Raw genomic sequence first — 24589 nt, forward strand, 5'->3', positions numbered from 1 at the left:
GCGTCCTTAAGCAGGCTGGGCGACAAGCGGCCGGTCCGCCGTCGGATCATAGGCCGCATCACTCATCGGCTTCTCCGCACGCAGCGGGCTGCCCGCGATGGTCTTGCCGATATTCCAGGCCATGATGATCGCCCCGGCGAGGTACATGAGGCCCCCGGCAGCCCGGATCACATACATGGGGAACATGGCGCTCACGACTTCGGAGAAGGCGTAGACGAGATAGCCGTCGCTGCCATATTCGCGCCACATCAGCCCCTGCATGATGCCCGCCACCCACATCGACGCGGCGTACAGAACGATGCCAAGCGTCGCGAGCCAGAAGTGCCAGTTCACCAGCCGCAGCGAATAGAGCCGCTCGCGCTTCCACAGTCTTGGCGTCAGATAATAGAGGCAGGCGAAGGTGATGAGCCCATTCCAGCCCAATGCACCACTATGCACATGACCAATCGTCCAGTCGGTATAGTGGCTAAGACTGTTCACCGCCTTCACCGACATCATCGGCCCTTCGAAAGTGCTCATGCCGTAAAAGGCCAGCGCCATCACCATCATGCGGATGATCGGATCAGTGCGGATGCGGTCCCATGCGCCGTTCAGCGTCATAAGGCCGTTGATCATCCCGCCCCAGCTCGGCATCCAGAGCATGACCGAAAAGACCATGCCCAAAGTCTGCGCCCAGTCCGGCAGCGCGGTGTAATGAAGATGATGCGGACCCGCCCAGATATAGAGGAAGATCAGCGACCAGAAGTGGATGATCGACAACCGATAGCTATAGACCGGACGCTCCGCCTGCTTGGGCACGAAATAATACATCATGGCCAGGAAACCGGCGGTCAGGAAGAAACCGACCGCGTTATGCCCGTACCACCATTGGGTCAGTGCATCCTGCACGCCCGCGAAAGCGCTGTAGCTCTTGGAACCGAGCAGGCTGACCGGCACCGACAGGTTGTTGACGATGTGCAACATCGCGATCGTCAGGATGAAGCTCAGGTAAAACCAGTTCGCGACATAGATATGCGGCTCGCTGCGGCGCAGGATCGTGCCGCCGAAGACGACAAGATAGGCGACCCAGACGATGGCCAGCCAGATATCGACATACCATTCCGGCTCGGCATATTCGCGCGCCTCGGTGATGCCCATGACATAGCCGGTCGCGGCCAGCACGATGAACAGCTGGTATCCCCAGAACACGAACCGAGCCAGCGAGGGAAAGGCCAGCCGCGCGCGGCAGGTGCGCTGCACGACATAAAAGCTCGTCGCGATCAGCGCGTTGCCGCCAAAGGCAAAGATCACCGCCGATGTGTGCAGCGGCCGCAATCGCCCGAAGCTGGTATATTCAATGCCAAGGTTCAGGGCGGGAAAGGCCAGCTGCAAGGCGATGTAGAGCCCTGCCAAAAATCCCGCCAGCCCCCAGAAGACGGTCGCGATCACGCCCCAGCGGATCGGATCGTCATCATATTTCCCCTGATCGGCCGGCATCTTCAGCAGGCCGCGCGCGATACCGGCATAATCGGCCCCGCCGATCGTCACCACCACCATCAGCAACGCCGCCGCGCAGGCTATGGCCATATGGACGGCAAAGCCGCTGTCCACCGCCATCAGCGCCGCCAGCAAGGCGACCACCGCCAGCGCGAACCAGCCGCCCGATTTCAATAACAATCGATCCATCGGATTTCCCCGCGAAAGGTCTCTTGCGACGCCCCTCGTCCGGTCGCCGCCCCTATGCCCTGACCTCTGGCAAAGGCGGCGCGGCGGGTATGTAGGGGAATGTCCTTAGGCAAATTGTCGCCTCACTCCCCCTCCCACAGGCGGGAGCGGGCTGCGACTAAAAGCTCCCCCTCCCGTTTACGGGAGGGGAAAGTCCCGGAAACGGAAGCCCGCCCTCACGCGCCCTCGGCCATGCTCTCCAGCCGGTCCGCATCACAGATCCGCACGCCCCGCCGCCCGGCAAGCGCGATCACGCCCAGCCGCTTCATGTCGCTGATCTGACGCGATACGGTTTCTATGGTTAGCCCCAATATATCCGCGATCTGCTGGCGCGACAGAGGTAGGTCAATCACGCCGTCGGGGTCCGCGCGCAGCCGCCTGCTCATGTCCAGCAGGAAAGACGCGACCTTCTCTCGCGCATTCTTTCGCCCCAGCAGGAGCATCCAGGCTCGCATCCGATCAAGGTCGTCCAGCGTCCTCTGGAGCAGCCGGTGCTCCAGCTGCGAATGCTCGCGCGCAAAGCCGTCGAAAGCGCCGCGCGGGTAAAGGCACAGCCGCGCATCGGTCAGCGCCGTCACACTATGCGGCGTGCGCGCGCCAAAGGGCCGACCGATGAAATCTGACGCATAGACCACGCCGACAATCTGCTCCCGCCCGTCGCCTGTCGATGTGGCGAGCTTCAGCGTGCCTTCGATCACATTGGCGACAACCATGCTGTCATCGCCCTCCCACATCACCGTCTGCCCGGCCTGCAACGTGACCCGCCGCCCGATCCGGTTGAGCGCGGCGCGCTCCTGCGGGTTGAGATCGGCGCAGATCGCCTGGTCACGCACTTCGCAACGATCGCAATAACCCGCTCCGCAGCCTCCGGCCGCCGGAGTCATCATCGCCGCCATCTCGGCATCGCGGGGCGCCTTTTGCGCCAGATCAAATTGCATATCCATGCCCGCTGCATGCCCCTGCGCGGGTTTCAGACCTATCCGTAAATGTCCCTAACCGTCCCCACATCCGTCACGCCGGGTCAAGCCGGGGGTGACGATGTCATCAATTCACTCCAGCCCCGCATGGAACGCGATGCGCAACGCTTCGGCCAGGCTCTTCACCTCCAGCTTCTGCATCAGGTTGGCGCGATGAATCTCCACCGTTCGCGGACTGATCCCAAGGTCGAAGGCAATCGTCTTGTTGGGCAGCCCTTCGACCAGCCCATCCAGCACATCGCGCTCCCGATCGGTCAGCACATTCAGCCGCGCGCGCGCATCCTCCGCCCGCGCGCCCGCGCCACGGTCGGCGATCGCCACCCGCCGCGCCGCTTCGACACATCCAAGCAACGCCGCCTTCTCGAACGGTTTTTCTATGAAGTCGCTCGCCCCTGCCTTCATCGCCGCCACCGCCATGTCGATGTCGCCATGGCCGGTCATGATCACCACCGGCAGCATGACGCCCCGCGCGCGCAACTCCCGCTGCACCTCCAGTCCGTCAATGTCGGGCATCCGCACGTCCAGCAGCACGCATCCCGGTTCCAGTCCCGCCGCTTCCTTTAGAAACGCCGTGCCGCCCTCGAACAGCCGCACCGCATAGCCGCTGGTCTTCAGCAGGAAGGACAGCGACCGGCGGATCGCCTCGTCATCATCGACGACATAGATGGGGAAGGGTTCGCTCATGCCTTAATCCGCGCGGTCGAGGGTGAAGTGAAAGGCCGTGCCGCCCCATTGCGACGGCTGCGCCCAGATGCGGCCGCCATGGCCTTCGACGATGGTCTGGCTGATCGACAGGCCCACGCCCATGCCGGACGGCTTGCTGGTCGTGAAGGGCGTGAAGAGCGTGCGCGACATGTCGGGGTCCAGCCCCGTTCCGCTGTCCGCGACAATCACCTCTACGCGCCCGTCGTCGGCCGGTGCGGCGGACAGGCGCAGGATGCGTGCGGGGCTGTGCGCCATCGCCTCCATCGCATTCTTGATGAGGTTGATGATCACCTGCTGCAACTGCACGCGGTTGACCAGCACCCTGTCCACCCGCCGATCGACGCTGATGTCCATGTCGATGCCCCGGCTGTCCATGCCGATGAACGCGAGCGCCGCCCCTTCGGCCAGCAGTTCCCGCAGCGATTCCGGCTGGCGCATCGTCTCGCCGCGCTTGATGAACTCGCGCAGCGACCGGATGATCTCCCCCGCGCGCAACGCCTGCCGCGCACTTTCGTCCATCGCCTCGCGCAGCATCTCGCGGTCCACCGGCCCGTCGGCATCCAGCAGGTCGCGCCCGGCCTCCAGATAGTTGGCGATCGCCGTCAGCGGCTGGTTCAGCTCATGCGCCAGCGCGGACGCCAGTGTTCCCATCGCCGTCACCCGGCTGGCGTGGGACAGTTCCGCCTGAAGGTCCGCCACGCGCCGTTCGGCCTGTTGCCGCTCGGTAAGGTCGCGGATGAAGCCGGTGAACAGCCGCTGTCCCCGGTCATGCACCTCCCCCACCGACAATTCGATCGGAAAGGTCGATCCATCCCGCCGTCGCGCGCTGGTCAGGCGGCCGATGCCGATGATCCGTTTTTCGCCGGTACTGAGATAATGGTCGATATAGCCATCATGCCGTTCCCGATCCGGCGACGGCATCAGCATGGAGATATTTTCGCCCAGTACGTCCGTTTCAGCATATTGGAACATGCGCTGCGCCGCCGCGCTGAACGACACGATCCGGCCCGCCATGTCGATCACGATCAGCGCATCGGGCACCGTCGCCAGGATCGATCCCAGCAGCGCCTGTTCCAGGCTATGCTCGCGCTCGCTCAAGCCTTCCGTGTCATCGTCCGCCACCGCCATCGGGTTACAATGCCCTGTCTTCAGTGCGCCAGCAAGACAGGCACACGCCCTTCGCGCAGCATCTTTCGGGTCACGCCGCCGAACACGAACTGGCGCAACCGGCTGTGGCCATAGGCGCCCATCACCATCCAGTCGGGTTTCAGCGCTTCGACAGCGGCCATCAGGGCATCCTCCACAGCGCGCCCGTCCCGTGGCCAGCTATGGACTTCCGCTTTGATCCCATGGCGGGCAAGATATTCGGGGGCATCAGTCGCGGGGAAGGCATTTTTGCCTACTTCCTCCACTATCACGATGTGCACATCCTGCGCGAGTTTCAGCAGCGGAACCGCGCCCCGCAGAGCCGCCGATGCTTCCTGCGATCCATCCCAGGCGACCAGCGCCCGCCCCGCTACCATCAGTGATTTCGCGGATTGCGGGACCGCCATCACCGGCACAGGCCCTGACAGGGCCAGTTGGGCGGCAATCGGCAGTGGATCGGTGAGTACCCTGCGCGGCCCTTCGGGCAGGGTCACGACGATGACATCGGTCAATGTCGAGGCAGCCAGTAGGCCATGAAGGATATCGCCATCGATCTGCCGCCAATCCCAACTGACACCTTCCGCGCGAAGCCTTTCCTCGGTGTGCGCCTTGATACGCTCGTCGATTTCACGCAGCTCGTTGATGATGGAAGGCGCCAGCGCCGCGCCGCCATACATGTCTGCGGCCACCATGTCCGGCATTTGCGTCACCTGAGCGCAACGAATGTGCGCCCCCGTGGCACGAGCGATGTCGCACGCTGCCTGCAAGCGGCTTTCCGCGCCTCGATCGTCATGGATATGAAGCAGTATCGATTTCATCTCACGTCTCCTGCCGAGGAACCGTACCTTGTCTTTGCTGGCTAGGTTCTGACGGCCTCCGCCGCCATCCGGGATAGTCCTTATAGTCTTTGTCCCCCGAAAACCCGATCTGGGTGGTATGACATGGACAACGATACGCCTCGAACTCGCACGCACGCCCGCTTTTCCAAACGGATCGGCAGCTCGCAGCTATGTCATGCGCCTGCCGCTGGGTCAGGACGGCCTGATCGACGAGCAGGAATATCGGCATAAACCCGAACTCGCCACCGTCCGGCGCTTCTGGCCGAATGAACCCGACCGCCATGGCTGGCTGCTACGGACTTCCAACGGCTGGGCGCTATCCTATGAGCCGGGTGAGGAGGATGACGAGCAACTCTTCCGCCTGGACGCGCATGCAATTCAGCCCGGCAGCTATCTGACGCTGACGGAGCGGGATGGCGAGCGCCTGCCCTTCGTGGTGAAGGCGCTCGCCGCAGCATAGGGTTCAGAACTTTACGCCCACACCCGCGCCAAAGACCAGCGGATCGAGATGCACGCGAACCTTCTGCACGCCAGCCGCCGTGGTCGAGAGCCGGGCCGTCGTATCGATATCGATATATTTGACATCCAGGTTCAGGAAGACCCGGTCCGTCAAATCGACATCAACCCCGGCCTGCGCCGCCCATCCGAAGCTGTCCGACATGTGCACCATGGTCGCGCCCACCGCGCCCTCCAACGCGTTCGACGCCTTTTCATTGTAGAACAGCGTGTAGTTGACCCCCGCCCCGACATAGGGCCGAATCTTGGCTTCCGGCAGGAAATGATATTGCGCCGTCAGCGTGGGTGGCAGCACCCAGGTGGATGTGAGACGGCCTATCGTCCCTGTCGTTCCAGTGCGCCCGCTGGCACTATGTTTGGTCGTGGCGGCGATCAGTTCAAAGCCCACATGGTCAGTCGCCATATAGGTCACGTCGATCTCCGGCATCACGCTGTTATCGACTTTCACCTTTTCGCCAGGAAAGGCGGGCAGCACGCTCCCGCTTCGTTCATTGGGCGCAACCATGATGGCGCGCAGCCGCACCAGAACGTCGCCCTGCGCAGCCTGCGCGGGTGCGGACATGGCGGCGCAGCCAGCTGCCGCTCCAAGTAAGATAGTCTTGATGTGCATTTCCAAAGTCTCCATCCCTGTTGTCGGTGACTTGGCTTTGCCCCGGTGCCGCACGCCCAGCATTGATCCGGCGCAACCGGCAATTTGACCTGCCTCAATGCGCTGGGCGGCACCCCATGCGATCCGCTGTGGCATGTGGACCTATCACCCCGACCTGCTGGCCCAGCCGGTGCCGCGCTACACCAGCTACCCCACCGCCGCGCAGTTCACCGCCGATGTGGGCGCCGATGACCTTGCAGCCCGGCTGGACGGGGTGAAAACGGATGCCCCCCTCTCCCTCTATGTCCATATCCCCTATTGCCACGACATATGCTGGTATTGCGGCTGCAATACAGGAGCGGCCAATCGCGCCCAGCGGCTGACCGCTTATGTGGAGGCGCTGGAACGAGAGATGGCTTCCATCGCGGGGCGCTTGCGCGGACGCGGACGTGTCGCGCGGATCGCCTTCGGGGGTGGTAGTCCCAATTCGCTGCCGCTCGTCGATTTCGTCCGCCTGCTTCAGCAGTTGCTGATCTGTTTCGATGCGCGCGAGGCCGAAATTTCCGTCGAACTCGACCCCCGCCGCCTCGACGCCACCTGGATTTCCACCATGGCGGCCATGGGTGTCAGCCGGGTCAACCTTGGCGTACAGACCTTCACCCCGCATGTTCAGGCCGCGATTGGCCGCATTCAGCCGCTCGACATGGTGGAGCGAGCCGTCGATCAACTCCGCGCAGCCGGGATCGCGATCGGTTTCGACCTTATGTATGGCCTACCCGGTCAAAGCCTCGACGATCTTGCGGCGACTTTGGAAGCAAGCATCGCGATGCAACCCGCCCGTGTCGCCCTGTTCGGCTATGCCCATATGCCGCAGCTACTGCCCCGCCAGCGCCGCATCGATGGCAGCAATCTGCCCGATCTCGCCACGCGCTTCGAAATGGCCGCACAAGGCTATCGCATGTTAACCGCCGCTGGTTATGCGGCGATCGGCTTCGACCATTTCGCTCTTCCGCAAGACGGCCTGGCAATAACAGCGCGTGACGGACGGCTGCGCCGCAACTTCCAGGGCTTTACCGATGATCCCGCTGATATCCTCCTGGGTCTGGGCGCCAGTGCGATCAGCCAATTCCCGGACCTCATCATCCAGAATGAGAAGCAGGCCGGACCTTGGCGCGAACGCGTAGAGCGCGGCGAACTTTCCGCCACCCGGGGCACGCTGCGCACCGGCGATGACCGGCGGCGCGGCCGGATCATCGAGGCGATCCTCTGCCGGGGCGAAGCGCATGTGGATACTGCCCTGCCCCAGCCCGACCTGTCGCGCTTCGAGCGACTTGGCCTATTGCGATTGAGCGAAGGCCGAGTGCAACTGACCCCCGGCGCGCTCCCCTACGCCCGCAGCATAGCCGCCGCATTCGACAGCTATCTGCAACCAGCGGAAAAGCGGTTCAGCCATGCGGTTTAGTGCGCTGGCGCTGGCAAGCCTCGCCTTTGCCAGCCTCTCGGCCGGACAGGTGCCCCACTTTGCGGCGCGTTCGCCCTATTTCTGCGGCCCAACCCCTCTCGGTTGGATACCTCCAGGCCGACACAAGCCCACGTTACCCTCGGACGAGAAAATGGGCTGCCACTTCCTGATGTGCGGACGCAAGCGCGATCAAGCCAGAGCAGATGGGTCTTGCTTCCCTTAGAGCATGATCCGAGCCAGCAGAACCGACGTTCGACCGCGATGAAAGGGAACTCAGACGCCGCGCAGCGCGACATATGCGCCCACGGCGGTCACCGTGACGGCAAACAGCCGCTCCAGCAGCCCTTTGCGCGCCGCCATCTTTCGGCCGAGAGCAATACCTATAGCCGCCCCGCCGACACCGCCCGCAATCAATACTCCCACGAGTGACCAATCGACAAAACCCGACAGCGCATAGGAGGCCGCAGTGGTGAGGCCCAGCGCGGTAACGACGACGAGCGACGTTCCCACTGCATTTTTAAGCGGCATGGCAGTCGCCATCATCAGCCCCGGCACGATCAGGAAGCCGCCGCCGATCCCGAAAAAGCCAGCGGCCAATCCCACTCCAAGGCCGATCGGAACGAGGCGCGGCAACAATCGACCAGCGGTTGCTCGCGACAGTCGTACATCAGGCGCCTCAGTGGTGCGCTTCGTCCGTAGCATGGAAAGCCCCACGCCGATCATCAGCAAGCCAAACAGCATCAGCAATCGTTGGCCGTCTACAGCCTTACCGATTTCCGCGCCGATCGCCGCGCCAGTGACGCCAGCTCCCGCGAAAACAAGGGCGCATGGCCATTTCACCATACCGGCGCGGGCATGGCCGATCAGGCTGAAAGCCGCATTGGCGGCCACGGCGACCGCTGCCGTCCCGATGGCGGCATGAGCAGACCCCACGCCCACCACATAGACCAGCAGCGGCACGGCAAGGATCGAGCCGCCGCCCCCGACCAGACCCAACACGGTGCCGATCAGGCCGCCCGAAGCCAGAGCCGCGACGATCATGGCCGGAGACATGATCGGCCTACGCGCCGAGAGAACGGCGATTCCATGGCATCGCCTGCAACAGCTTCGCCATGCCGCACCAGCCGGTCGCCCCTGCCATCATCAACCCCGCGCCGACGAAGGCCGACAGGCCAAAAAAGGCAGGAGCGACGAGGAAGCCGAGCAGGACGCCCAGCAGCACGAGGCCACCGGCCACCAGTTGCACCTGCCGCATGATCTCCAACGGCTGTGCCCGGTCAAGGCGCGTCGGCAGTCCCGCTGCGCGCCAGCCGTCCAGACCGCCCTGAAGTATATGGCAGGGCGCGAAGCCCGCCGCCGCCTGCAAGGCTGCCTCATTGGCTTGCGTTCGCATGCCTGACTTGCAGTGAAAGATGATTGGCCCGGCCACCTGTGGCAGTTCCGCCAGACGATCGAGCGGGACATGGATCGCCCCCGGGATATTCTCGCGGGCATGTTCGTCCGGTCCACGGATATCGACGAGCGTGGCGCCCTTGGCCACGGCTTTGTCCGCGTCGTGCGGGGTAACGGTTGTGATCGGCATCGGATCATTCCTTGCAGAAGATGGTGTAGAGACTGGCGAGCAACTGTTCCGTCCGCGCATCGGCGATGCGATACCAGAGCGTCTGGCTCTCCCGTCGAAAAGCGACCAGCCCTTCGTCCCGCATCCTGGCGAGATGCTGCGACAAGGCGGATTGCGACAAACCTACCTCTTGCGCGAGGTCGCCCACGGTCATTTCGCCATGTTCGACCAGCTTGCACAGCACCATCAGGCGCCGGGCGTTGCCCATCGCTTTCAGCAGGTTCGAGACTTCGCCCGCCTTCTTTTCGAAGGTGGCGAGGTTCATCAACGGACGGATCATCATGTACTCCATTAGATATTGCTAATTTAGATACATGTAATATATTGTCAAGGAGCAATGGAGGACGACATGGACACAAAGCCCCTGATCGAAGCCTTTTTCGACGAGGTGACCTATACGGTGAGCTATCTGGTCGCTGACCCCGAAACCCGGGAGGCGGCGGTCATCGATCCGGTGATGGATTTCGACATTGCCAGCGGGGAGGTTGATACGCGCTCAGCCGAGCAGATGCTGGCCTTTGCTGAAAAGCAGGGTTGGCGGATCACTATGGTGCTGGAGACGCACGCCCATGCCGATCATCTGTCCGCAGCACCCTTTATCAAGGGCAAGACTGGTGCGCCGATCGGCATTGGTGAGCATATTTGCGACGTACAGAAAATCTTCCGTCCCGTCTTCGGATTCAACGACATGCAAATCGATGGTTCCGATTTCGACCGGTTGTTTCGAGATGGCGAGCAGTTTTCAGTGGGCATGCTGCGCTTCACCGTCATGCATGTTCCGGGGCATACACGTGCGGACATCGCTTATCTGGTCGGCGACGCGGCCTTTGTCGGCGATACATTGTTCATGCCTGATTATGGCACGGCGCGGGCGGATTTCCCCGGTGGCGACGCTCGCATTCTTTACCGTTCCATCCGCCGGCTGCTGAGCTTGCCCGATGAAACCCGCCTGTTTCTGTGTCACGACTATAAGGCGCCCGGCCGCGATGACTATCGTTGGGAAACGACAGTAGGTGAAGAACGGCGCGCAAGCGTCCATATCCATGACGGAGTGGATGAAGACAGTTTCGTCTCCATGCGCGAAGCCCGTGATGCGACGCTGCCCGTGCCTCGGCTGCTATTGCCTTCGATTCAGGTCAATATCCGCGCAGGACGTTTCCCCGAAGCCGAAAGCAACGGCGTTCGCTATCTCAAAATTCCGGTGAAGATGAAGACGGTTTGATTGCGACTTATACCTATCGCGATCTGCTCCGATGCGCTTAGGTTAGCTGCGACTATGTTCAATATCGCTCACCCTTATCTGTCCCTGATCGCGTCGATCGCAGTGGGCCTGCTTGTAGGGATGGAGCGCGGCTGGACACAGCGGAACTTCGGCCAAGGGCGCAGGGTTGCGGGCTTTCGCACCTTCGGGCTGATCGGGTTGCTTGGGGGACTCGGCGGCCTTGCCCCCGATATGGTCGCCGCTGCCCTGGGCCTGGGCGTCTCGGCTGTGCTGACGGTTGGCTACAGCCGAAGCGCCGATCAGGATCATCTGTCCGCAACCACAACATTGGCGGGCCTGCTGACCTTTGGCGCGGGTTTCTGCGCCACGCGCATCTCGCCTGCTTTGGGCCTGGCCATAGGTGCAGCGATCTTTGCGATATTGAGCTCACGGCAATCGATGCACGCTCTGCTCCGGGGAATGGATGAGAGCGAGATTGAAGGTGTGTCCCGCTTCCTGCTGGTGTCTCTCGTCATCCTGCCACTACTGCCAGATGCCTCCTATGGCCCTTACGACGCCTGGAACCCTAGGAAGATCTGGATGGTGGTCGTCTTCGTGATGGGACTATCCTTCGCCGGCTATGCAATCTCCAGGCGCTTCGGCCGCGATCGCGGCGTTTTGCTGGTCGCGCTTACCGGGGCCATTGTGTCGTCCACCGCCGTCACCGCCGATTATGCCAGGCGGCTCCGCGACGAACCCGATGGCCGAGGATTATTGACGGCGGGCATTGCGGTGGCATCAATCGTGATGTTCATAAGGGTGCAGCTGGTGGCACTCGTTCTCGTTCCCCGCGCGCTGCCCTCTCTGGCTCTGACCATGGCTCCGGCAGCGTTTGTAGCCGTCGCCTTCGCCCTGACCGCATGGCGTGCCCACGGCAAAGGCGGCAACGGAGCCGCCGTCGCCAATCCCCTGGGCTTTACCCCTGCGCTCCTGCTGGCTGCCCTTGTCGCGGGATTGTCGCTCGCCGCGCGTTGGGCGTTGGAACATTTTGGGCAGGAAGGCATGGCGGTCGTCCTGACCCTCACCGGCATATCGGACGTCGATGCCGCCGTGATGACGATGGCGGGGCTCCCCCCACATGCGATCGACGATCAAACCGCTGGCTTCGTTCTGGGCGGCGCAGTTCTGGCCAACACTCTGGCCAAAGGCGTGATGACGGTGGTCATCGGCTGGGGCCACGGCGGCATGAGAGCTGCAATACCGCTGTTCGCCGCTCTTGCAGCGGCGGCGGCGAGCCTTGCCGTCTGGATTGCGATCGGATGAGTTTCACGCCACGCGCAACATGGGATGGAGCGCTGGCATCAGCTCAATGGCCGAGTATCAGAGGCCGTTGACTGCGGGTAAGCAGACGCCGTGTCACGCCACCGAATGTTTCCATGATCCTTCCGCGGCCGTAGGCGCCCATGATGATATAGTCCGCCCGCCATTGGTCGGCCTCTTCCTCGATTATCGCGTCCGCGGGATGAAGGCGATCGTTGAGAACCCGGATACTCGCGTGCACATTGTGGCGCGAGAGATATCGGGCAGCGTCACCGGGTTCAGCCTGAATCGAGCCGTCGTTTATGGTCAGCACTTCGACTTCCTCCGCCAGCGCGAGCAAAGGCGTGCAGGCTCGCATCGTTGCGATACATGAAGGATGGCCATCCCAAGCGAGTAATGCCCGTTTGATGCTGAAGCCATTGACCTCTTGTGGCACGGCTAGCACCGGAACCCGGGCGTGCATCAGCACCTGACCGACGATCGTCCGCATGTCTGGAAGGGGATAACTGTCCAATTGCCGGTTGAGAACGACGATGTCCGCGAGTGCAGCCTCCTTCAGAAGGCAGCTTGCTATCTCTCCTGTGATGTCGACCCAGTCCCAACTCACATCCTCTTTGGCGAGGCGGGCGTTGATCTTTGTCTTGTTCCGGGCTTCGCTCTGGCGCTCATCAAGCAGGACAGCCGTTTCGCCAAAACCTGCATAAAGATCGCCAGCAATGACCGGAAATGGCGTGACATCGATGCATTGAAGATGGCCGCCGAGGGCACGGGTCAAATCCAGTGCTGCTTGCAGTCGAGCTTCCTGACCCTCATCATCATGTACCAGGAGAAGAATATTCTTCATAACCGCCTCCACGACAAAGGCATCAGGTTAAGGCGCGTCATCTATAGCAGGTATGAGGAAACATACTTAGAAGCGGTGGAAAAGGTCGCCCATTAGTCGCAGGCGAATCGTCCCACGGAGTAACCGGCTAGCTTCCCGTCAGCTTTCCAGCATTTCGCGGATGCGGGCGGAGAGCATTTCGATCTGGAATGGCTTGGTGATCATCTGCATGTTGTTGGACAGGAAGCCGCCCCGCACGGCTGCCCCTTCCGCATAGCCCGTGACGAACAGAATGGGCAGGTCGGGCAAATGCGCTCGCGCGATTTCCGCCAATTGCCGCCCGTTCATTCCCGGCAAGCCAACATCCGAGATCATGAGGTCGAAACGCCGCCCGGACTCCAATATGCGCACCGCCTGCTGTCCATCGGCGGCCTCGGTCGCCTTGTAGCCCAGTTCCTCAAGCACATCGCGCACGAGGAGTCGAACGGAGTTATCATCTTCGACCAGCAGCACCGACTGGCCGTCGCCATGGTGAATGGCGGCATGTTCCACGGATTCGGCTTCAGTTTGTTGACCTGCGACCGGCAGGAATATCCTGACCACCGTCCCTTCGCCCACCGTCGAGTTGATCCGCACCAAGCCGTTGGATTGCTTGGCGAAGCCATAGACCATCGACAGGCCGAGGCCCGTGCCCTGCCCGATCGGCTTGGTAGTGAAGAAGGGATCGAACACCTTGTCCAGCGTATCGCCATCGATGCCGACGCCGGTGTCAGACACCCCAACCATGATATAGCGGCCCGGCGTAATTCCGGGATTGCGCGCGCAGCACTCCTCATCCAGTTCGACCTCTTCGCATGACAGCGTCAGTCGGCCGCCATCAGGCATCGCGTCGCGGGCATTGATCGCAAGGTTGATGATCGCGCTTTCCAGCTGATTGGCGTCCACCAGCGCCGTCGGCACCGGGGGGGAGGAAAGGATTTCCACCTCGATCGATTCATTCATGGTGCGGCGAAGCAGGTCCTCCAGCGAATGAATGAGCTTGCAGACGTCGGTGGGTCGGCTGTCGAGCGACTGCCGACGAGAAAAGGCGAGCAATCGGGATGTCAGCGCCGCCGCGCGCTGTGCCGATGTGCTGGCGGCATCCATGAAACGATCAAGGTCGTCCAGTCGGCCACTGGAAATCCGGCGCTTCAGAATGTCGATGGCTCCAATGATGCCGGTAAGCATATTGTTGAAGTCATGCGCGATCCCGCCAGTCAATTGACCGACCGCCTCCATCTTCTGCGCCTGGCGCAACGCTTCCTCGGCCCGGGCGCGTTCTTCCGCCTCAGCTTCCAGTCGCAGCAGCGCCTCCCGCAATTCGCGGGTGCGGGCGTCAACCTCCTGCTCCAGTCGCTGAGCGGCTTCGGCAAGCGCCTGCTGGCTCCGCTTCTGCTCGTCTATGTCGACGATCACTGAAATCGAGCCTGTGACCCGTGCGCTGCCGGGGTCGAGCAATGGCACGCCGCTTACCCGGGTCCAGACCGGAGGACCTTCTGTCGGGTGATGCAGAAACTCGATCCCCCGCACCTGCTCGCCCTTCAGAGCGCGCATCGTCACGAAGCGATCCCGCGTGATACGGCTGCCGTCCTCTTCATAGCCTTCCCAACGGTCCTCCGCGTCGGGCAACCGGGCGGGGAGTTCTCCGCTTGGCAGGAAACGGCGGAATGCGGGGTTGGAAAGCAGCGTGCTGCCGTCGGCGTTGATGAAGGCGACACCGACCGGGAGGTTTTCGAGCAACGTATTGAGGCGGCTACGTTCTGCATCAATGGCCGCAAACTGGTCGCGGATCTGCAATTGCTTCTGCCGGGCTCTTATGCCCGATGCGACGGCACTTATCAGCGATTCCCCGCTGACGGGGCGTTCCAGCAGGATGACGCTGAGCGCGTTATCGGGCAATCGGCGCCTTATGGCTTCGCTGGAAGCAAAACGGCCCGCCTGCCGCCCGGCGAGCAGTATGAAGGGAACGTCCGACCATGCAGGCTGCGCCGCCAGCGCGCGGTGCAAGGGACCAAGGTCGGTGAACAACGCTTCTTCCGTGACGAGCGCGACGCCCGTCTGCTCGTCGATCGCCTCTGCCACCTCGGTCAGGGTGGGGCAGATTTGGACCTGATGCCCCTCCCCTCGGAGCAGCCGCGTCACGCTGTCCGCGTCGCTGCCATAGGGTGCGCTGACGATGACCCGGAGGGCTGAAGATGCGGCGGCCTTATGCACGGCCGTCGCGGTCCTCCATCAGTGGTGAAGACGCTCCCAGATATTCCGGCGTCCCGGTCAGCACGCCTCTGAAATCAGAGAGGGGGGCACCGACGCGAACGCCGTGGGCGTCGATCCTGAATTCGCGGATGGAGTCCTCATGCGCGCCGCTGCGGTGCTTGACGACCGACAGCGCCTTGCGAATGCGTCCATCCGCCTCGAAAAAGCGCATAAGGATGACGATGTCCGCTATGTAGGACACATTCAGCTCGTCGGTTCGCATCGACCCGAAGAAACCCTGCTGTGGATTGACAAGCAAGGTCACGACGCCCCGGTGGCTGAGGTAGGACAAAAGTTCGTGCAATTGCAGGATCAGCTGCTGTTCCTGGGGCATGGCCGCCAGATAGCCGTTGAGGCTGTCGATCAGGATGATGCGTGAATTACGCTCCTCGACCTCCTGTCGGACCATGGCGGCGAATTCGCCGGGCGCTACCTCTGCCGGATCGATCTGGCGGATGACAAGGCGGCCGTCGTCCATCAACGCCTGTAGATCCGTTCCGAACAATCGCGCTCTGGCAATCAGCGTGCCGATCCGCTCATCAAATTCGTAGATCACCGCATTTTCGCCGCGTTCGCAGGCGGCGATGACATATTGCAGGGCCAGCGTGGTTTTGCCTGCGCCCGCAGGCCCCGTGATGAGCGTGCTCGTACCGCGTTGGGGACCGCCATCCAGGATAGCGTCAAGCGCCGGAATCTTGCTGGGCACCGGTTCGCCGACGAACGGCGCATGATGGTCGGACGCGATGAGACGGGGGAATATGTCGATGCCGCCCTTGCGGATGATCATATCGTGATAACCGGCGACGAAATCGACGCCGCGCATCTTCTGAATTTGCATGCGCCGCCGCGCCGCGCCGAAATCGAGCGTCAGCCGCTCGAGCGTTATCACTCCATGGCAGAGGCTGTGCAGGTGATTGTCGCGGATACCCGCGCCGCCGGTCAGGTCGTCCACCAGCAGAACCGTGGTGTCGATCTGCGCGAAAAACTGTTTGAGGAACAGCAGCTGGCGCCGGTAGCGGAGCGGGTCCTGCGCCAGAAGCCGCAATTCGGACAGGCTGTCGAACACGATGCGGCGGGGTTTCAGCCGCTGCACCTCCTCCCGGATGAGTTCGATGGTGCCACCCAGTTCCATTTCCCAGCTGTGAAGGATCGATTGGTCCCGTCCTATGCCCAGCACTGAATCGGCAGAAGCCAATTCGAAGAGGTTGACGTTGTTCAAATCCCAGCCGTGCGAGGCAGCGACGACCGATAACTCCTCGCTGGTTTCCGACAGCGTCACGTAGAGGACCGGCTCGCCGGCCGCCACGCCTTCGAGCAGGAATTGCAGCGCGAGCGTCGTCTTTCCTGATCCTGGAGCACCTTCAAGGAGATACAGCCTCTGGGCAGGCAGGCCTCCGCCCAACACCAGATCGAGCCCGGAATTGCCCGTCGAAACGCGATCAAAAATTCCTGTCATTCAACCATGCCTCCGTCAGCACGGCCGTCAGCATATCGATCAAGTCACAAAATCCATCGCCTGCCGAGGCAGGATCAGACGCACCGCACCGCAAAATCATCAAGCTATAACGCGGCAATATCCTGGCGGTTGCATCTTCATTGCAATGGCTTAACGACCGGGCGCATCGTGGGGCGCAGAGATTGCGTCGGTGCCATCGGGGTGGGTGTCGGCCGGGTTCACTCTGTGCTGCTTCCTTGCAGCGGCGACCGGGCTGGATCATAGGCGGCTGACACAAGCGACGCTGATCGGAATAGTAGAGTGACCCAATCCTGCGATCTTGCGATCCGAATGCGGCGTGCGGCATTCAACCGCGCGTTGGCGGAGATGGACCTGAGCGCGATAGGCCCGCTGCTGTCACCCGCCGCGATACTGGTGACCGGCAGTGACAGCGGCGTGATCAGCGGCCGGAAGGCGCAGCTGATGGCATGGAAGCGCGAGTTCGCAGCGCCCGAGCGCATCATCTATGTTCGGATGCCCACCAGCATAACAGTCTCTCCGGTCGAACCGATCGCGATGGAACAGGGCGAATGGAAAGGGATGGCAGCGGACACGCAGGAGCCGAGCGCGTCCGGCATCTACAGCGCGAAGTGGCGCAAGCTTCGGGACGAGTGGCTGATCGAGGCAGAAATCTTCGTGACGCTCGGCTGATAGTTGCTGGCGCGGGATTATGCCGCGCCAGCCGACCGCGACCAAAGCAGAGTGTGTTGAATCTTGATGCACAATCCGTCGGGCTGAGCCTGTCGAAGCGCTTCACTTCTTTGGAAGAAAGAAGAGCCCTTCGACAAGCTCAGGGCGAACGGTTTCAGGGGGTAAGGCCGATTTGATCCACGGCGCTTAGCCCAAAGCCTTCGCCATGAGTCGCCCGAGCCGTTCGGCAAAGGCGCGCGGATCGGTGGGCAATTCGCCATCAGCAATCCGCGCTTCGTCCAGCAGCAGCCAGGCTGCATCCTCGCGCAGACTGCTGTCGTCCTGAAGTCCGCTCAGCCGGACGATCAGGCTGTGGCGCGGGTTGAGTTCGAGGACGGGTGCGGAAGCCCCGCCGCCGCGACCGGCAGCCGCCAGCAGCTTTTCCAGCTGCCGATCCATGCCATGTTCGGCTGCGACGAGGCAGACCGGGCTTTCGGTCAGCCGTTCGGACACGCGGACGTCGGAAACCTGATCCTTCAACAGATCCTTGGCGAAATCGATGAAGCTGCTGACTTCCTCCGACGCAGCGGGCGCGGCCGTCTCGCCCTCGGGCAGGGGCACGAGGCTGAGGTCGGCAAGGCCCTGCGTCACCGATTTGAAGGGCTTGCCATCATAATCGACGCCAGCGGTGACCCAGAAGCTGTCCACCTGATCGGTCAGCAGCAGCACCTCGATACCCCGCGCGCGGAAACCTTCCAGCTGGGGCGAGGAAGCGAGACGATCGAGATCGGAGCCAGTGGCGAAGTAGATCGCCGTCTGGTTCTCCTTCATGCCGTCGGCATAGTCCTTCAGCGAGCGCCAGCTGTCGCTCGACGCGGTGGATTTGAAGCGGGCTAGGCCAAGGAGTTGCTCGCGGCGGGCGAAGTCCTCGTACAGCCCTTCCTTCAGCACTGCGCCGAAATTGTCCCAGAATTTGATGTATGCCTCGCCGTCGTTGGCGGAGAGTTTTTCAAGTTCGGTGAGGATGCGGTTGCTGACGCCCTTCTGGATCGCCGCCAGAACGGGGCTCTGCTGGATCATCTCGCGCGATACGTTGAGCGGCAGGTCGCTGGAGTCGACCAGGCCGCGCACGAAGCGCAGGTAGCGCGGCAATATCTCGGCCTCGTCGGTGATGAAGACGCGGCGGACATAGAGCTTCATGCGGCCGGTACGGTCAGGGTCGAACAGGTCGAACGGCTTCATTTCGGGGATGAAGGCCAGCACGGAATATTCATGCAAACCCTCGGCCCGATAGTGCAACGTCAGCGCGGGCTGGTCGAACTGACCGGCGACGCTACGGTAGAAGTCGGTATATTCCTCCGCGCTGATCTCACTCTTGGGCTTGGTCCAGAGCGCAGCGCCATCCGCGATCTGCTCGGCCTCTGCGTCCGACTTTTCCTTGAGGAAGATCGGCACCGGTACATGGCCGGACTGGTCCTTGATGATCTGCTGGACGCGATAGCGTTCCGTATAGGACGCCGCATCTTCCTTCAGATGCAGCAGGACGCGCGTGCCGTGTTCGGGCGCTTCGGCCGTTTCGGCGGGCTGGACCGTATAGGTGCCAAGGCCATCGGACGACCAGCGCGCCGCCTGATCGGAGCCTGCGCGGCGGGACAGGACGTCGACGCGATCGGCGACCATGAAGGCAGAATAGAAGCCGACGCCGAACTGGCCGATCAGCTGCGTGCCCTCCGCGTCCTTGGCGCTGGCGACGCGTTCCATGAAGGCCTTTGTTCCGGAACGCGCGATCGTGCCGAGGGCCTCGACAAGCTCGGCCTCGCTCATGCCGATGCCATTATCCTCGATCGTGAGCTGGCGGGCGTCGGGATCGAGCGTCACCGTCACTTGCGGGCCGGCGCCAGCGGCGAGCGCGGGATCGCTCAGGCTTTCATAGCGCAGCTTTTCGCAGGCGTCGGCGGCGTTGGAGATGAGTTCGCGCAGGAACACATCCTTGTCCGAATAGACCGAGTGCACCATCAGGTGCAGCAATTTGGCTACGTCAGCTTCGAAGGAACGGGTTTCAGGAGCAGCGTCGGTCGGGTTCGTCATGGCGTTTCTTTCATGCCCTCCAGTGAATTTGGCCGCCGGACAGATGGCGTGGGGAGCGGCGGGTTTCAAGCTGGATTGGGGTTCAATTCATGAAGGAGAAGGTGAATTGATCGCGTTTTGAACGGCGAAAAGCATGTGTAACCAACTTATGTGTTTGGTTACATCGCATATGCTGATATAGCCCGGCAATGCTGGATTTTTCTTCGTCTCCGGAGCAGGCCTTTCTTTTGTTGGGGAGGCTTGATGGGCGCCTCGCCAACAGCCCGGCGACCGACATCTGGCTTGCCCGGTCGCGCCTTAAAGGTGCCGCAGCGCTGGCCAGTGTCGCGTCCGTGCCCATTTCCGTCGGAGATTTGCAGGACTGGATTTGCGGACGGACGCCCCCGCCGCGCCATAGCGAGGGGCTGAACGACCCCTTGTCGATCGCGGGGCTGGTTCATTTCGTACTTTCGGCGAGCGAGGGCGAGCGCGATCCGATAGCGCGGGCGACGTTGAACATATCACGCCAGCTGCTGGACGACAGGAAAGAGGCGGAGATATGGGCATCAGACGATCTGGTGCGCTTCGGCCCGGCCTGGCGGGCGGTTCAGGCGGTTGTGGAGGCCCCCTACCCTGCAACGGGCGTGGAAGAGGTGGCGGAGCGGCTCATCGCGGCGCGAGAGGGCCTGGCGGCGCCCATGAGCGAGGGTCAGTTGCTGACGACGGCGGATGGACGGCGGTTGCAAATCGATCCTCGACGGCCGGATCTGGGATGGGTGGTGGCGGCGCACATCCCGGCGGCGCTCGAAGCGTGCGGGTTGACGGCACGACGACTGCCGTCCTTCGTCGATCTGCCTCGTTTTCCCGGCGTGGATATAAGGACGCTGGCGGGGCAGCTGATCGAAATGATCGGACGGCAGGCCGCGCAAGGATTAGCGGAACTTAACCGGCTTGAAATGCGGCTCAAAAAGCTTCCCGAAGAGCTGCCAGTGACGAAGCGGAGCAAGGCGCCACTGCTGATGCGGTTGGAGCTGGCCTATCCGGGTTTGAGCAAGGTGGCGATCACGCGCCTGCTCGGCATCTCCCATCAAGGAGCGACCAAATTGGTGTCGCAGCTCGCTTCTTCTCTCCCTTCCAAAAACTAGAAGAATCTCCTTCTGGTTATAGGGTTTAGTAGAAAGTTAGAGAGTTAAGCCGACGCGAGATGCGGCAAAAGTGCCGCAGATAGGCGAGTCGGGCGAACAGGGTTGTTCCCGAAAGGTCGGGCTTTCGTTCCCGGAGTGTCGAGGCTGGTGTTCCTGATGTGTCGGGGAATCGTTCCTGAAGGAGCGTTGGCCGTTCCTGGAGTGTCGATGGTGCCCGGATAAGGTGGGGATTTCAGCGGGGATTGAATCAGTTGCATTGGTCGGCCGCTTAATGTCGTTCAAAAGCTGTGGATGAAATGAAGTTGGCAATAGCTTCGGGAAATCAGGCGCCGAACGCACTGTGGAGCAACCGACACTTCGGGAACGCTTATGCGCTAACGAGCAAGGCCTGACTGACGAGGGGACCTTTTGCGCCGAAACGTCAAAGGCGGTGGCGGTTCTTTTCATGGAAACGGCGCACGAAGCCGATGAAGGCCTTCTGGTAGTTGACCGGCGTGCGCGTTGGGTCAGCATCGAGCCAGTTGCGGAAATCCTGATGGAGGGACTGATAGTCCCAACCCGGACATTCGGTGCGCAGCGTGGCGAGGGTTGCATCGGTGAGTTCGCCAGCGGTCGCGCGAGAGGAAAGGCTGGTGACTGTGCGGCGGATGACATCCCCGGCGTCGAGCAAGGGTTGCGGATCGGCCGCCGGACTTTTGCTGGTGGAAGCGCGCGTACCGTTCAGAGCCGCAACCTTGGGGGCGATGCCCATTTTCGCAGCCGGGGCGTCGTTTGAGGCGCGCGGGGCTTCGGCCGACCGGCGGCTCATGCGTAGCGATGGCTCGCGCTTACCCTGGGGTTGTTCGAGCAATAATGTGTAGCCGGGCAGTGGGTCGCGTTCGGCGATCTTGGCGATTTCGAACTTGAAGCGGCGATAGGCGCCTTCTGCCCCTGACTTTTCGAACAGGGTTGGCATGGAGATGGAGAAGCCCCCCTCCCCTGCCCCGCCAGCATGTTTGCGCGCGACTTTGTACAGCCAGCGTTCGCGCCCGCCCGTCAGGTCGAAATAGGCGCGATCGATGGACAGGACGCCGCCCTGCATCAACACGCCTTCATAGAACCAGTTGCTGAGTTCGATCGTCATGCCGCGCGATCGTTCGGTGCGTTCATCGACCAGCTGGGTCCAGCCATCGAGCCAGCTGAACGTTGCTTCGCGGCGGCTTTCGGCGCGGATGTTGGTCTTGATCGTGGTGGACACCAGACGGTCGAGCGACTGGCCGAGCAATTCATAGGCGCGGCCGGTGGTCGGGCGATGGATGGCACGCAGCAAGTCATAAGGCATGAGATGCAGCTTGCGCGGAACATCATTGATGCCGCGCCGGGCCATGTCGGCCAGAACCGAGGCGCAATAGATGAGGATGTCGGCATCCCAGATGGTGGCCATGCCGTAATCGGGATTGGCGGACACATGGACCCAGGCTTTGCCATCGGGGGAGGTGTAATCGATCGGTTTGACGCGCTTCGACTTGGCGAGGCTGAAGAAGGGGCGCTCCATCATCTCGCGCTGGTCGCGCAGCGGCATGTCCGCGATATAGGGAAGGAACAGCTCGAACTGATCGGTAAGCTCGGCCTTGCCGGTGCGCGTCATGGGCGGCTCCTTGGCAAGGGCAGGGTGGCGAGGGTGTTTCCCCGGGGAAACGGTGATGGGATTAGGGCGAATGAATGGAGGCTCCGGGAGGAGAGGGGAGGGCGGGACGATATGGGCCTGCCCTGTTTCCCCGGGGAAACAGCGCGTGACCCAAGGTTGGGCAAGATGCCCTTTCCCTGTGCCGCGATGCCGTTGTGCCCCCCCGAGCCTGTCACTGCTGTAGACCCATTCCCTGCCGTTCAAGATGTTCGAGCGTGTCGCGGAGCGCGGTTGCCAGTGTAGCCATGTCCGCGCCCGAGCCCGCATGGAAGCGGATGGTGATGCCCTGGCGGTTGACCGACTGCACGGTGAGGGCAGGGCGGCCGTAGCGCGTGGTCCAGGTGAAGGGCTCTTCCTTCGGTTCCGATACGGCTACGCGCGGCGCATCAAGCAGGCGCTTCAAGACTTCAGCAGCGGGGAGGGGCGGTGCACCCGCGTAACGGCGTTCCCGTTGTGTCGTGGTGAGCCGATTGGCTTCAGCGCGGATGGCCGGAGCCGCCCCGGGATCATCGAGCGCCTGCGCCAGCGGATAAGCGGGCTTTAGCTGGACGTCGCCGGGCGAGGGGAAGGCGTCGATAATGTCGTCCGGTATCCCTGCGACCTTGATCATCTTACTGAGCCAGCCCTTCGACAGCTTCAGCCGCTCGGCCATGCGGGTGAGGTGGCTGCCATAATGGGCGCCCAATGCCTCGGCATAGTTGCGCGCCCGTTCAAGATCGGTGACGTCCTTGCGCGCGCGGTTCTCCAGGTCGGCGAGGCGGAAGGCCGCTTCGTCGTCCAGCTGGGCGACTTGCGCCACGAACATCATGTCGGGATAGCTGTGCGCCCGCAGCCAGCTGATCGAGAAGTGGCGGCGGGTGCCAGCGATCACTTCATAGTCGTGATCGGGGTCGCCTTCGACGCGGCGAACGACGGCGGGGACCTTCTGGCCCCCTTCCGCGATGATGGAGTCGATCAGCTCGCGGCAATTATCCTCTGTCAGATGAGAATAGAGCCGGGCGTTGCCGCGCCAGATGCGAACCTTTGCCGGATCGAGCAGCAATTGCGTGACCTGCCGCACCTCGCCTGACGCGAGCCGGGCAAGCGCGGTTTCGCGGCCGAGCAGCGTTGCGCCGCGCGCGCGTTCGGGGCGAGCCGGGGCAGGGCAGGGGGCTGGTTCGGCCGCGGCCACAGGCGGGCCGTCGGCCGCTGGAACGGGGGCGGGGTTTTCCGCCTCGTCTGACAAAAGGGCTGCCAAATAGTCCGATTGCTTACGCGCCATGGGCTTGTCCTCCGATTCGCGGGGAACATATGGTGAACACATCGCTGTAGGACAGCGTTGATTTTTGTTCGCGCAGAGGCGCAGAGGCGCAGAGAGGGTGTGCGAGCGGCGCAGCTTTATGGGTCATGCAGGTGGCAGCACCTGACTGAACCGTCGGATAGGAAGGGTTGCCTGCGGCGCGGCAGGACATCTCTGCGCCTCCGCGCCTCCGCGTGAAATCAGGCCGCATTGACGATGTCCTCCTCACGCGCGGGGGCGACGCGGCCCCAGCCTTGGCGGACCAGCGCTTCGATCTGGCCCATGGCTTCGTCGAGATTGGCGCGGCAGCGCTTGTGGGTGCGCGGCGTGCCGATCGGCTTTTCCAGCTCGTAAACCGTCATCATGCGCAGCGCCGCATGGCTGATTTCCGCGCTGTCGAGGATGGGCACGGGGAGGAGGGCAGGGCCGAAACTCTGCTCCATGATCGCGCGGACCATCGAATGGCTGGGGTCATTGCTGTCGAATTTCGAGCAGAGCAGGCGGATGAATTGATAATCGACCTCTATGCCAGCGGTTTGCAGCTGCTTGATGACCTGATCCATCATCGAGAGGAACTGGACGGTCGAGCAGAAGTCGGGCGTCGTCGCGGCGAGCGGGACCAGCAGCGCATTGGCCGCCTGCATCACCGCAAGGCTGATCGTGCCGAGCGCTGGCGGGGGATCGAGCAGCACCACGTCATAATGACGCGCCAGGTCCATCAGGCCCTGTTTCAGCTTCCGGAAACGCGCAGCGAGGACGGAACCGCCGTCGCTGCCCGCCGCCGCCAGCTCATACTCCACGTCGAACAGCTCAAGGTTGGACGGGATCAGGTCGACATTGGGCCAGGCGGTATGCTTGACCGCATAGAGAAGGTCGACCTGGGTCGGATCGATCGACAGATAGGGATAAAGCGTCTCTTCCCGCTGAATATTGAAGTGCGGGTTGAAGCCGAAGAGCGTGGTCGTGGTCGCCTGGCTGTCGCAATCGACGACCAACACGCGATAACCCTGCACCGCGAAATAATGGGCAAGATGCGTGGTGACGGTCGACTTGCCGACGCCGCCCTTGAAATTCTGCACCGCGATGATGGCGGGAATGTCGAGCGGCGCGCG

At 62.4% G+C, this 24589-nt stretch carries 22 protein-coding genes (1 of these 22 running past the window's edge); 6 read left to right on the forward strand and 16 right to left on the reverse strand.

What is annotated here, in order from left to right:
* Positions 1 to 6: 6 nt before the first annotated feature.
* The 5 genes from ccoN to ACZ5TB_RS16660 all read right to left on the reverse strand — a co-directional run bounded on the left by ccoN (position 7) and on the right by ACZ5TB_RS16660 (position 5350).
* Positions 7 to 1665, reverse strand: a complete 1659-nt coding sequence (ccoN, locus tag ACZ5TB_RS16640) for a cytochrome-c oxidase, cbb3-type subunit I (protein ID WP_464792785.1) — start codon at positions 1663 to 1665, stop codon at positions 7 to 9.
* 215 nt (positions 1666 to 1880) lie between these two features.
* Positions 1881 to 2648 carry a Crp/Fnr family transcriptional regulator gene (locus ACZ5TB_RS16645; RefSeq protein WP_464792786.1) on the reverse strand — a complete coding sequence of 256 codons (768 nt, stop codon included), beginning with the start codon at positions 2646 to 2648 and terminating at the stop codon, positions 1881 to 1883.
* Positions 2649 to 2753: 105 nt separating this feature from the next.
* Positions 2754 to 3365: a response regulator FixJ gene (fixJ, locus tag ACZ5TB_RS16650; RefSeq protein ID WP_464792787.1), complete on the reverse strand. Its 612-nt coding sequence runs from the start codon at positions 3363 to 3365 to the stop codon at positions 2754 to 2756.
* A gap of 3 nt (positions 3366 to 3368) precedes the next feature.
* Positions 3369 to 4514 carry a sensor histidine kinase gene (locus tag ACZ5TB_RS16655; RefSeq protein WP_464792788.1) on the reverse strand — a complete coding sequence of 382 codons (1146 nt, stop codon included), beginning with the start codon at positions 4512 to 4514 and terminating at the stop codon, positions 3369 to 3371.
* A gap of 20 nt (positions 4515 to 4534) precedes the next feature.
* Positions 4535 to 5350, reverse strand: coding sequence for a universal stress protein (locus tag ACZ5TB_RS16660; RefSeq protein WP_464792789.1), 816 nt, complete (start codon positions 5348 to 5350; stop codon positions 4535 to 4537).
* Between the two features lie 118 nt (positions 5351 to 5468).
* On the opposite strand from ACZ5TB_RS16660, the gene ACZ5TB_RS16665 reads away from it, so the two are divergent.
* Positions 5469 to 5831, forward strand: a complete 363-nt coding sequence (locus ACZ5TB_RS16665; protein ID WP_464792790.1) for a hypothetical protein — start codon at positions 5469 to 5471, stop codon at positions 5829 to 5831.
* Positions 5832 to 5834: 3 nt separating this feature from the next.
* On the opposite strand, the gene ACZ5TB_RS16670 is transcribed toward ACZ5TB_RS16665, so the two are convergent.
* Positions 5835 to 6497: an OmpW/AlkL family protein gene (locus ACZ5TB_RS16670; RefSeq protein ID WP_464792791.1), complete on the reverse strand. Its 663-nt coding sequence runs from the start codon at positions 6495 to 6497 to the stop codon at positions 5835 to 5837.
* Between the two features lie 133 nt (positions 6498 to 6630).
* On the opposite strand from ACZ5TB_RS16670, the gene hemN reads away from it, so the two are divergent.
* The gene (gene hemN / locus ACZ5TB_RS16675; protein ID WP_464793273.1) at positions 6631 to 7938 is read left to right on the forward strand and encodes an oxygen-independent coproporphyrinogen III oxidase; all 1308 of its coding nucleotides are present in this window, start codon (positions 6631 to 6633) and stop codon (positions 7936 to 7938) included.
* Between the two features lie 273 nt (positions 7939 to 8211).
* Here the strand turns inward: hemN and ACZ5TB_RS16680 are convergent, their stop codons facing one another.
* The 3 genes from ACZ5TB_RS16680 to ACZ5TB_RS16690 are packed head-to-tail and all read right to left on the reverse strand — an operon-like array spanning position 8212 to position 9842.
* Complete coding sequence (locus ACZ5TB_RS16680; protein WP_464792792.1) at positions 8212 to 8991, reverse strand: sulfite exporter TauE/SafE family protein; 780 nt, start codon at positions 8989 to 8991, stop codon at positions 8212 to 8214.
* A gap of 7 nt (positions 8992 to 8998) precedes the next feature.
* Entirely contained in the window at positions 8999 to 9520 is a 522-nt protein-coding gene (locus ACZ5TB_RS16685; RefSeq protein ID WP_464780637.1) for a rhodanese-like domain-containing protein, read from the reverse strand.
* Positions 9521 to 9524: 4 nt separating this feature from the next.
* A complete protein-coding gene (locus ACZ5TB_RS16690) occupies positions 9525 to 9842 on the reverse strand; it encodes an ArsR/SmtB family transcription factor (RefSeq protein WP_464780638.1) in 318 nt (105 codons plus the stop codon).
* Positions 9843 to 9908: 66 nt separating this feature from the next.
* On the opposite strand from ACZ5TB_RS16690, the gene ACZ5TB_RS16695 reads away from it, so the two are divergent.
* Together ACZ5TB_RS16695 and ACZ5TB_RS16700 are read left to right on the forward strand one after the other, a co-directional pair.
* Positions 9909 to 10781 carry an MBL fold metallo-hydrolase gene (locus ACZ5TB_RS16695; protein WP_464780639.1) on the forward strand — a complete coding sequence of 291 codons (873 nt, stop codon included), beginning with the start codon at positions 9909 to 9911 and terminating at the stop codon, positions 10779 to 10781.
* 54 nt (positions 10782 to 10835) lie between these two features.
* A complete protein-coding gene (locus tag ACZ5TB_RS16700; RefSeq protein ID WP_464780640.1) occupies positions 10836 to 12083 on the forward strand; it encodes an MgtC/SapB family protein in 1248 nt (415 codons plus the stop codon).
* A gap of 43 nt (positions 12084 to 12126) precedes the next feature.
* Here the strand turns inward: ACZ5TB_RS16700 and ACZ5TB_RS16705 are convergent, their stop codons facing one another.
* From ACZ5TB_RS16705 to ACZ5TB_RS16715, 3 genes are all read right to left on the reverse strand, one after another.
* On the reverse strand, positions 12127 to 12924 hold the full coding sequence (locus ACZ5TB_RS16705; RefSeq protein WP_464780641.1) for a universal stress protein: 798 nt from the start codon (positions 12922 to 12924) through the stop codon (positions 12127 to 12129).
* Positions 12925 to 13062: 138 nt separating this feature from the next.
* On the reverse strand, positions 13063 to 15156 hold the full coding sequence (locus ACZ5TB_RS16710) for a response regulator (RefSeq protein WP_464792793.1): 2094 nt from the start codon (positions 15154 to 15156) through the stop codon (positions 13063 to 13065).
* Positions 15149 to 16651: an ATPase domain-containing protein gene (locus ACZ5TB_RS16715; protein ID WP_464792794.1), complete on the reverse strand. Its 1503-nt coding sequence runs from the start codon at positions 16649 to 16651 to the stop codon at positions 15149 to 15151. Before ACZ5TB_RS16715 ends, ACZ5TB_RS16710 begins: the two co-directional genes overlap by 8 nt.
* 300 nt (positions 16652 to 16951) lie before the next feature.
* Between ACZ5TB_RS16715 and ACZ5TB_RS16720 the strand changes: the two genes are divergently transcribed.
* On the forward strand, positions 16952 to 17341 hold the full coding sequence (locus ACZ5TB_RS16720; RefSeq protein WP_464792795.1) for a nuclear transport factor 2 family protein: 390 nt from the start codon (positions 16952 to 16954) through the stop codon (positions 17339 to 17341).
* Between the two features lie 186 nt (positions 17342 to 17527).
* Here ACZ5TB_RS16720 and htpG read toward each other — a convergent pair whose 3' ends face one another.
* Positions 17528 to 19408, reverse strand: a complete 1881-nt coding sequence (gene htpG / locus ACZ5TB_RS16725) for a molecular chaperone HtpG (protein WP_464792796.1) — start codon at positions 19406 to 19408, stop codon at positions 17528 to 17530.
* Between the two features lie 188 nt (positions 19409 to 19596).
* Between htpG and ACZ5TB_RS16730 the strand changes: the two genes are divergently transcribed.
* Positions 19597 to 20532, forward strand: coding sequence for a hypothetical protein (locus tag ACZ5TB_RS16730; RefSeq protein WP_464792797.1), 936 nt, complete (start codon positions 19597 to 19599; stop codon positions 20530 to 20532).
* Between the two features lie 421 nt (positions 20533 to 20953).
* Here ACZ5TB_RS16730 and ACZ5TB_RS16735 read toward each other — a convergent pair whose 3' ends face one another.
* The 3 genes from ACZ5TB_RS16735 to ACZ5TB_RS16745 all read right to left on the reverse strand — a co-directional run.
* Positions 20954 to 22159 carry a replication initiator protein A gene (locus tag ACZ5TB_RS16735; RefSeq protein ID WP_464792798.1) on the reverse strand — a complete coding sequence of 402 codons (1206 nt, stop codon included), beginning with the start codon at positions 22157 to 22159 and terminating at the stop codon, positions 20954 to 20956.
* Positions 22160 to 22370: 211 nt separating this feature from the next.
* Entirely contained in the window at positions 22371 to 23459 is a 1089-nt protein-coding gene (locus ACZ5TB_RS16740; protein WP_464792799.1) for a ParB/RepB/Spo0J family partition protein, read from the reverse strand.
* Between the two features lie 218 nt (positions 23460 to 23677).
* Positions 23678 to 24589, reverse strand: the 3' portion of a protein-coding gene (locus tag ACZ5TB_RS16745) for an AAA family ATPase (protein WP_464780649.1). Its footprint extends 285 nt past the window's final position; the window shows 912 of its 1197 coding nt (coding positions 286-1197); the start codon falls outside the window, past its right edge — the gene reads right to left on this strand; its stop codon occupies positions 23678 to 23680.

The sequence above is a fragment of the Sphingobium sp. TomTYG74 genome (genome assembly GCF_055393875.1).

Bases quoted from the DNA above. Each gene is read 5' to 3' on its own strand.
- ccoN (WP_464792785.1), bottom strand. From the start codon at position 1,665: ATGGATCGATTGTTATTGAAATCGGGCGGCTGGTTCGCGCTGGCGGTG.
- ACZ5TB_RS16645 (WP_464792786.1), bottom strand. From the start codon at position 2,648: ATGGATATGCAATTTGATCTGGCGCAAAAGGCGCCCCGCGATGCCGAG.
- fixJ (WP_464792787.1), bottom strand. From the start codon at position 3,365: ATGAGCGAACCCTTCCCCATCTATGTCGTCGATGATGACGAGGCGATC.
- ACZ5TB_RS16655 (WP_464792788.1), bottom strand. From the start codon at position 4,514: ATGGCGGTGGCGGACGATGACACGGAAGGCTTGAGCGAGCGCGAGCAT.
- ACZ5TB_RS16660 (WP_464792789.1), bottom strand. From the start codon at position 5,350: ATGAAATCGATACTGCTTCATATCCATGACGATCGAGGCGCGGAAAGC.
- ACZ5TB_RS16665 (WP_464792790.1), top strand. From the start codon at position 5,469: ATGACATGGACAACGATACGCCTCGAACTCGCACGCACGCCCGCTTTT.
- ACZ5TB_RS16670 (WP_464792791.1), bottom strand. From the start codon at position 6,497: ATGCACATCAAGACTATCTTACTTGGAGCGGCAGCTGGCTGCGCCGCC.
- hemN (WP_464793273.1), top strand. From the start codon at position 6,631: ATGTGGACCTATCACCCCGACCTGCTGGCCCAGCCGGTGCCGCGCTAC.
- ACZ5TB_RS16680 (WP_464792792.1), bottom strand. From the start codon at position 8,991: ATGTCTCCGGCCATGATCGTCGCGGCTCTGGCTTCGGGCGGCCTGATC.
- ACZ5TB_RS16685 (WP_464780637.1), bottom strand. From the start codon at position 9,520: ATGCCGATCACAACCGTTACCCCGCACGACGCGGACAAAGCCGTGGCC.
- ACZ5TB_RS16690 (WP_464780638.1), bottom strand. From the start codon at position 9,842: ATGATGATCCGTCCGTTGATGAACCTCGCCACCTTCGAAAAGAAGGCG.
- ACZ5TB_RS16695 (WP_464780639.1), top strand. From the start codon at position 9,909: ATGGACACAAAGCCCCTGATCGAAGCCTTTTTCGACGAGGTGACCTAT.
- ACZ5TB_RS16700 (WP_464780640.1), top strand. From the start codon at position 10,836: ATGTTCAATATCGCTCACCCTTATCTGTCCCTGATCGCGTCGATCGCA.
- ACZ5TB_RS16705 (WP_464780641.1), bottom strand. From the start codon at position 12,924: ATGAAGAATATTCTTCTCCTGGTACATGATGATGAGGGTCAGGAAGCT.
- ACZ5TB_RS16715 (WP_464792794.1), bottom strand. From the start codon at position 16,651: ATGACAGGAATTTTTGATCGCGTTTCGACGGGCAATTCCGGGCTCGAT.
- htpG (WP_464792796.1), bottom strand. From the start codon at position 19,408: ATGACGAACCCGACCGACGCTGCTCCTGAAACCCGTTCCTTCGAAGCT.
- ACZ5TB_RS16730 (WP_464792797.1), top strand. From the start codon at position 19,597: ATGCTGGATTTTTCTTCGTCTCCGGAGCAGGCCTTTCTTTTGTTGGGG.
- ACZ5TB_RS16735 (WP_464792798.1), bottom strand. From the start codon at position 22,159: ATGACGCGCACCGGCAAGGCCGAGCTTACCGATCAGTTCGAGCTGTTC.
- ACZ5TB_RS16740 (WP_464792799.1), bottom strand. From the start codon at position 23,459: ATGGCGCGTAAGCAATCGGACTATTTGGCAGCCCTTTTGTCAGACGAG.